General features: G+C 58.9%; 7 protein-coding genes. 4 read left to right on the forward strand and 3 right to left on the reverse strand.

What is annotated here, in order from left to right; translation table 11 throughout:
- Positions 1–361 precede the first annotated feature (361 nt).
- Positions 362–850: an SsrA-binding protein SmpB gene (gene smpB, locus Q7L05_RS16625; RefSeq protein ID WP_303909312.1), complete on the reverse strand. Its 489-nt coding sequence runs from the start codon at positions 848–850 to the stop codon at positions 362–364.
- Positions 851–995: 145 nt separating this feature from the next.
- Here smpB and Q7L05_RS16630 point away from each other — a divergent pair, with 145 nt between their 5' ends.
- Genes Q7L05_RS16630 through Q7L05_RS16640 form a run of 3 tightly spaced genes read left to right on the forward strand, consistent with a single transcriptional unit; the run spans position 996 to position 3,135 of the window.
- Positions 996–2,354 carry a sodium-dependent transporter gene (locus Q7L05_RS16630; RefSeq protein WP_303909314.1) on the forward strand — a complete coding sequence of 453 codons (1,359 nt, stop codon included), beginning with the start codon at positions 996–998 and terminating at the stop codon, positions 2,352–2,354.
- Positions 2,355–2,384: 30 nt separating this feature from the next.
- Positions 2,385–2,822 carry a type II toxin-antitoxin system RatA family toxin gene (locus tag Q7L05_RS16635; RefSeq protein WP_303909315.1) on the forward strand — a complete coding sequence of 146 codons (438 nt, stop codon included), beginning with the start codon at positions 2,385–2,387 and terminating at the stop codon, positions 2,820–2,822.
- Entirely contained in the window at positions 2,809–3,135 is a 327-nt protein-coding gene (locus tag Q7L05_RS16640) for an RnfH family protein (protein ID WP_303909317.1), read from the forward strand. Before Q7L05_RS16635 ends, Q7L05_RS16640 begins: the two co-directional genes overlap by 14 nt.
- A gap of 62 nt (positions 3,136–3,197) precedes the next feature.
- On the opposite strand, the gene Q7L05_RS16645 is transcribed toward Q7L05_RS16640, so the two are convergent.
- Positions 3,198–3,548: an outer membrane protein assembly factor BamE gene (locus Q7L05_RS16645; protein ID WP_303909319.1), complete on the reverse strand. Its 351-nt coding sequence runs from the start codon at positions 3,546–3,548 to the stop codon at positions 3,198–3,200.
- 57 nt (positions 3,549–3,605) lie between these two features.
- On the opposite strand from Q7L05_RS16645, the gene fur reads away from it, so the two are divergent.
- Complete coding sequence (fur, locus tag Q7L05_RS16650) at positions 3,606–4,031, forward strand: ferric iron uptake transcriptional regulator (protein WP_303909321.1); 426 nt, start codon at positions 3,606–3,608, stop codon at positions 4,029–4,031.
- 248 nt (positions 4,032–4,279) lie between these two features.
- Here the strand turns inward: fur and recN are convergent, their stop codons facing one another.
- Complete coding sequence (gene recN / locus Q7L05_RS16655) at positions 4,280–5,983, reverse strand: DNA repair protein RecN (RefSeq protein WP_303909324.1); 1,704 nt, start codon at positions 5,981–5,983, stop codon at positions 4,280–4,282.
- Positions 5,984–6,421 lie beyond the last annotated feature (438 nt).

Here is a 6,421-nt window from a genome sequence, read left to right on the forward strand (position 1 = left end):
CGTAATGACAGCGGGGGCAAGTTCATCAGGAGGAGCCTCAGCGACGCGGCAATCTGGGGCTTTGGGAGCAGGAGATTACTTCGTCGCCGGGGCTCGGCTTTGGCTCCTGCGTCGCTCTACCACCTACGTCCATGTAGGCGTCCTCGTAATGACAGCGAGGGCATGTTCATCAGGAGGTAACTACTCGTCCAGGTCCACTCTCGAGACCCTGCACGATACAGAGAACCCGTCATCCCGCGAAGGCGGGGATCCATTGTGCCGCTCCTGGATTCCCGCCTTCGCGGGAATGACGGAGGGGGGGTGAGTAGTCACTTTGCGAGAATTTTTCTTTTGGAAACTGCTTAGCAAAACCCGTTGGATACTAGCCTTCCTTGAGTATGCGCTGTTTCTGTCGCTGCCACTCCCGATCTTTTTCGGTGGCTCGCTTGTCGTGCTGCTGCTTGCCCTTGGCGAGCCCGATCTGCACCTTGGTACGGCCCTTTTTCCAGTACATCTTCAGGGCGACAAGAGTATAGCCTTTGCGCTCCACGGCCCCGATGAGGCGGCTTAGTTCATGCTCATGCAGCAGCAGCTTCCGGGTACGGGTGGGATCCGGCTGGATGTGAGTGGAGGCGGTGGGCAGCGGGTTAATCAATGCCCCGAGTAGCCACGCCTCGCCATTTTTCAGGATGACGTAGCTGTCCACCAGCTGCACGCGCCCGGCACGCAGGCTTTTGACCTCCCAGCCTTCGAGCACCAGCCCCGCTTCGTAGGTGTCCTCGATGAAAAACTCGTGACGCGCCTTACGGTTAACCACGATGGTGCTGGTGCCGGGACCCTGGTCTTTGTTCTTTTTGCCCTTCTTAGCCATAGCCGCGCAGTATAGCTTGTGGCGCGGGCCCCGCACCAGCGGAGTCGACTCCGACAACTCCACAGTGGCAGCGGAAAGGCAAGAGTTGAGCGGCCTTCCCAATTAACCGAGAATAGCCGGGCCAAGAACTATAAAAGAGGTAGGCATGCCGGCGAAACGCAAATCGATACATGGCGAGTGGTCATCCCGCCTGGCGTTCATTCTGGCGGCTACCGGTTCGGCAGTGGGACTCGGCAATATCTGGCGCTTTCCATACGTCGCGGGCGAGAATGGCGGCGGGGCCTTTGTGCTGGTTTATCTCCTCTGCGTGGCCAGTGTGGGGATCCCGGTGATGATGGCGGAGGTAATGCTCGGGCGGCGCGGCAGGCAGAGTCCAGTCAATACCATGTACACACTGGCCGAGGACGAACGGAGCTCCACGCACTGGCAGTACCTGGGCGTGATGGGCATGGTAGCCGGCTTTCTGATTCTCTCGTTCTATAGTGTGGTGGCCGGCTGGACGATGGCCTATGTGTTTCGCGTCGCGAGCGGAGTTTTCGACGGGGCGACGGCGGAACAGGTCTCCGGAGCCTTCACCGTTTTTGTCTCCGATCCGGAGAGACTGCTCGGCTGGCACACCATCTTCATGGTAATGACCATCATCGTGGTCTCCCGCGGCGTGAAGAGCGGGTTGGAGCAGGCGGTCCGATTTCTCATGCCGACGCTGTTCGTGCTGTTGGTGGCGATGGTCGGTTATGCCATGAGCACCGGGCACTTCTCGGAGGCGCTGGCTTATCTGTTCCGCCCCGATTTCTCCCGGCTGACCGGCGATTCCATTCTGGCTGCGCTCGGGCAGGCATTCTTCAGTCTCAGCCTGGGCATGGGCGCTATCATGATCTACGGATCCTATCTTTCGCACACGGCCTCCATCCCCCGGACTGCCGTTATCATCGCGGCGATGGATACCTCGGTCGCTCTGCTGGCGGGGTTGGCCATCTTTCCCATCGTGTTCGCGCACGGCCTGGAGCCCGAGCTGGGGTCGGGCATGGTCTTCAAGGTCCTGCCGATTGCCTTTGGCCAGATGCCTGGCGGGACCCTGTTCGGGACCCTGTTTTTCCTGCTGCTGGTATTCGCAGCCTGGACGTCGGCGATTTCCCTCCTGGAGCCGATGGTCACCTGGCTGGTGGAGAACCGCGGGATGAATCGTGTGATGGCCGCGGCCTGGTCGGGCCTCGCCGCCTGGAGTCTGGGGGTGGTTTCACTGCTCTCTTTGAATGTATGGTCGGGGTATACACTGTTCGGCAAGAGCTTCATTGAACTGGTCGAGTTCATCGCTACCAACGTGATGCTGCCGCTGGGGGGGCTGCTGATGGCGGTCTTCGCCGCCTGGGTCATGTCCAGAGAGAGCAGTCAGGACGAGTTGCACCTTTCCGGAAGTACCTACCGGACGTGGCGTGTGCTCGCCCGATATGTCGCCCCGGTGGCGGTGGCCGTGATCCTTTTGACTGCAATCGGTATCCTATGAGGTGTCCCCTGATGCGCGTGCTTTCGTCCTATGCCCAGCATTAACAAGAGTGCCCTGGTGCCCTACAGCGCGGCACAAATGTATGCACTGGTCAACGATGTCGATTCCTACTCGGATTTTCTGCCCTGGTGCGGCTCCTCGGAGCTACTGAGTGTCGGCGAGGACGAGGTCCGTGCGATCATCGAGATTGCCCACGGCAGCCTGCGCAAGAGCTTTACCACGCGGAACCGGCTCCAGAAAAACAAGATGATCGAAATGCGTCTGGAGAAAGGCCCTTTTAAACATTTGGAAGGATTTTGGCGTTTTGATGAACTCGACGAGAGTGCCTGCAAGGTCCGCCTGGATCTGGACTTTGAATTCTCCAGTCGCCTGATGGGCATAGCGATGGGGCCGATCTTCAGTCAGATTGCCAACAGCCTGGTCGAGGCATTCGTCAAACGCGCGGAGCAGACCTATGGCAAGGGCTAACCCGATCAAGGTGGAGGTGGCTTATGCCTTGCCGGAGATCCAGGTGATTGTGCCGCTGAAAGTGGAGGAGGGCGCCACAGCGGAGGATGCGATCCGTAAATCGGGGATTCTCGACCGCTTCCCTGAAATCGATCTTGCAAAAGCCAAGGTGGGGGTCTTCGGCAAACTCGTCAAGCTCGACAGCCCGCTTCGGCCGAAGGACCGTGTGGAGATCTATCGTCCCCTGAAGGCCGATCCCAAAGAAGTCAGAAAGCGCCGCGCCGTTGAAGGCAAGGCAATGAAAAAGGGCGGCGGGTCGGAGAAAACCGAATAGCCACAGAGTTCACTGAGGACTCAGGCTATCGGCTTCTGCTTTCTTCGTGGTAGCCACTCTTCTCAACGCTTCTTCAGGCGCGGGGCCAAAGGCACCTCTTCCGGGATATCGCCTTCGGAGGAGTAGCGGACCAGCCGGTCGTCTTTGAACCAGACGGTCACCTGATAGCGGGTGGTAATCTCTTCGCCACCGGGTTTGTAGCTGTAGTAGTAGTCCCAGCGCTGCTGGTGGAACGGATCGGTCAGCAGCGGCGATCCCAACAGAAACAGCACCTGTCGTTTGGTCATTCCTTGTTCGAGTTTGGACAATTCCGCTTGGGTCAGGATATTGCCCTGCTGTAGGTCGGGTTTGTGCGCGCAGCCGGCGACCCCGATGACGAGGGAGAGTGCGAAATAAATGATAATCTTTTGCATTTTTGTTCGAGACAGGTTAATTTCTGAAGATGATACCGCAACGGTTTCATGAGTGATATGGCAACTCGAACATCCCAAGACCTGAAAAAAGCCGGGCTCAAGGCGACGCTGCCGCGCATCAAGATTCTCGATATTCTGGAGCGCAGCAAGTCTCACCATATGAGTGCCGAAGACGTCTACAAAGCGCTGCTGGAATCCGGTGAGGATGTTGGCCTGGCCACGGTTTACCGTGTCCTGACGCAGTTTGAGACGGCGGATATCGTGCGTCGCCACCATTTTGAGGGTGGACACTCGGTGTTTGAACTCAATGAGGGTAGCCATCACGATCATATCCTTTGCGTGAAGTGTGGCAAAGTGGAAGAGTTTCTGGACGAAACTATTGAGGAGCGGCAGCAGGTCATCGCCGAAAAGCTGGGTTTCGAGATCACCGACCACAGTCTCTATATCTTCGGCATCTGCGCCGACTGCAAGAAGGGATCCTGACCCATAGTGTCCCGTCGCACGTCTAATGGCGCCGTCAGCGAGGCGACAAGCGGCCAGATGCAAGGCACTTGCCCGCCGGGTAGCCATTCTACCTCAAGGGCAAGTAATGCCGCAGATGGCCGCTTCTCGCCTCGCCCGAAGGGAGTCCCCGAGCGATGCCAGTGCAGCTTGCAGCGCTTGACAACGGGATAACCATTGCCTGCGCCTCGCCCTGACGGCATGCTCCTCAAATCGAGAGTCCGAAACTGCTAGACATTGGCTTTTGTATCTTTCGCCCTGGCGTCTTTGGCCAGAGCGAGCATCTCTTCGGCGTGGGAGCGGGTCTGTTCGGTAATGGCGACTCCGCCCAGCATCCGGGCCACCTCTTCCACCCGCTCCCCGGGTGACAGCGGTTCGACGTGAGTTCGCGTTATCCCGCCCTTCGTCGCTTTTGCAATGCGAAGGTGTTGATGCCCCTGGGAGGCAACCTGGGGCTGGTGGGTGACGCACAGGACCTGGCGGTCGTCTCCGAGCGCACGTAGCCGACGCCCTACAATCTCCGCGACGCCGCCACCCACGCCGACATCCACTTCGTCGAAGATCAGCGTTGGAATACCTTCCCGACCGGCAGTGATCACCTGAATGGCAAGGCTGATACGTGATAGCTCACCCCCTGAGGCGACCTTCTGCAGGGGCTGGAGCGGCTGCCCGGGGTTGGCTGTGACTAAAAATTGTACTCGATCATGGCCGTAGGGCGCCGGTTCGTCGCCGGTTCCGGTGACTTCCACCTCGAAGTGGCCGCCCTTCATGCCGAGTTCCTGCATGCTGACGGTTACCTGTTTTGAGAGCTTTTGGGCGGTCTGGTGGCGTTTCTTACTCAGGTTATCGGCAACCTTTCGATAGTGGGCGAGGGTCTCGTCAATCTGCTGGTCGAGGTCGTCGAGTCGAGTCTCGCTAGCTTCCAGGTCATCCCGTTCCTGTCGAGCGGATTCCAGGAATTCGAGCAGCTGTTCAGGCCGGCAGCGGTGCTTACGGGCGAGGTCCTGAAGGGTATCGAGGCGCTGTTCGATTTCGACCAGGCGCTCCGGATCGATTTCCAGCTGCTCCAGGTAGCGGCGTAGCTCTCCTGCGGCCTCTCCGGCCTGGATGGCGGCGCCATTGATCAGTTCCGCGATCGATTCCAATTCGCTGTCGTACCCGGCCAGTTGACTCAAATCGGCAGTAATGCGCTCGAGAACACCGACTGCGGCGAGCTGATCATCTTCTGTAAGCGCCAGCACAGCGCCCTGGGCACCCTCCTGGAGTCGGGTGACATTGGCGAGCCGTTGGTGCTCGTCGTCAAGACTCGCCAGCTCCTTTGCCGACAGGTCGACCGCCTCCAGTTCTTCCAGTTGATAGCGGAGCAGCTCCAGACGCGCATCGCGGTCGTGGCGCTCTTGTGCAAGGGCCTCACGTTCGTCGGAAACCGCGCGCCAGCTTTGGTAGGCGGATGTCACTTTCGAGGCTATATCGGCAAGACCGGCGAAGGCATCCAGCGTCTGCCGCTGTGCATTTCGACGCAGCAGGTACTGATGGGCATGCTGGCCGTGGATATCTACCAGCTGTTCACCCAACTCCTTGAGCAATTGGACCGGTGCCGGGCGACCGTTGATGTAGCCCCGGGAGCGACCATCGGCGCCCACCGTGCGGCGAATCAGGCATTCACCGTCCTCACCCTCCAGTTCGTGTCGGCTCAGCCAGTCGGCGATCGGCGCCAGGCCGACCACATCGAAACTCGCGATGATCTCGGCGCGGTCGGCACCGTGACGGACAAACGATGAATCGGCCCGATCGCCCAGCGTCAACCCAAGTGCATCAAGCAGAATCGACTTGCCCGCACCGGTTTCACCCGTCAGCACGGTCATCCTCGACTCAAGCTCCAGTTCAAGCTGGTCGACGATGGCAAAATCACGAATGTGGAGGTGAGTCAGCATCTCTTCTCAAGTAGCTAGTAGCTAGTAGCGAGTGGCAGTGGCGAGTAGCGAGTAGCGAGTAGCGAGTGCGAGTGGCGAGTTTGTAGTCACTTGGTTCAATTTCCTGTGCGATCGCGAATTCTGGAACATACGGGTTAAGCGTAAATCTGGCAGAAATCTCGGATTGGCACTCGACCACAATATATCAGCTTCTGTTCCCTAGCTACTCGCCACTCGTCCCACGCCTCATCAGGGACAAACATGTGACCGTCATTTCGAGGAGCCCCGGCGACGAAGTAATCTCCTGCTCCCAAAACCCCTAGATTGCCGCGTCGCTGGGGCTCCTCCTGATGAACTTGCCCCCGCTGTCATTACGAGGAGCCCCAGGCGACGAAGTAATCTCCTGCTCCCAAACCCCAGATTGCCGCGTCGCTGGGGCTCCTCCTGATGAACTTCCCC

Source organism: Thiohalomonas denitrificans (assembly GCF_016841685.1).
Taxonomy (GTDB): Bacteria; Pseudomonadota; Gammaproteobacteria; order Thiohalomonadales; family Thiohalomonadaceae; genus Thiohalomonas; species Thiohalomonas denitrificans_A.

What these genes read in the sequence shown, in the direction of transcription:
- fur (WP_303909321.1), top strand. Translation starts at nt 3,606, where the DNA reads ATGGCAACTCGAACATCCCAAGACCTGAAAAAAGCCGGGCTCAAGGCG.
- Q7L05_RS16635 (WP_303909315.1), top strand. Translation starts at nt 2,385, where the DNA reads ATGCCCAGCATTAACAAGAGTGCCCTGGTGCCCTACAGCGCGGCACAA.
- smpB (WP_303909312.1), bottom strand. Translation starts at nt 850, where the DNA reads ATGGCTAAGAAGGGCAAAAAGAACAAAGACCAGGGTCCCGGCACCAGC.
- Q7L05_RS16645 (WP_303909319.1), bottom strand. Translation starts at nt 3,548, where the DNA reads ATGCAAAAGATTATCATTTATTTCGCACTCTCCCTCGTCATCGGGGTC.
- Q7L05_RS16640 (WP_303909317.1), top strand. Translation starts at nt 2,809, where the DNA reads ATGGCAAGGGCTAACCCGATCAAGGTGGAGGTGGCTTATGCCTTGCCG.
- Q7L05_RS16630 (WP_303909314.1), top strand. Translation starts at nt 996, where the DNA reads ATGCCGGCGAAACGCAAATCGATACATGGCGAGTGGTCATCCCGCCTG.
- recN (WP_303909324.1), bottom strand. Translation starts at nt 5,983, where the DNA reads ATGCTGACTCACCTCCACATTCGTGATTTTGCCATCGTCGACCAGCTT.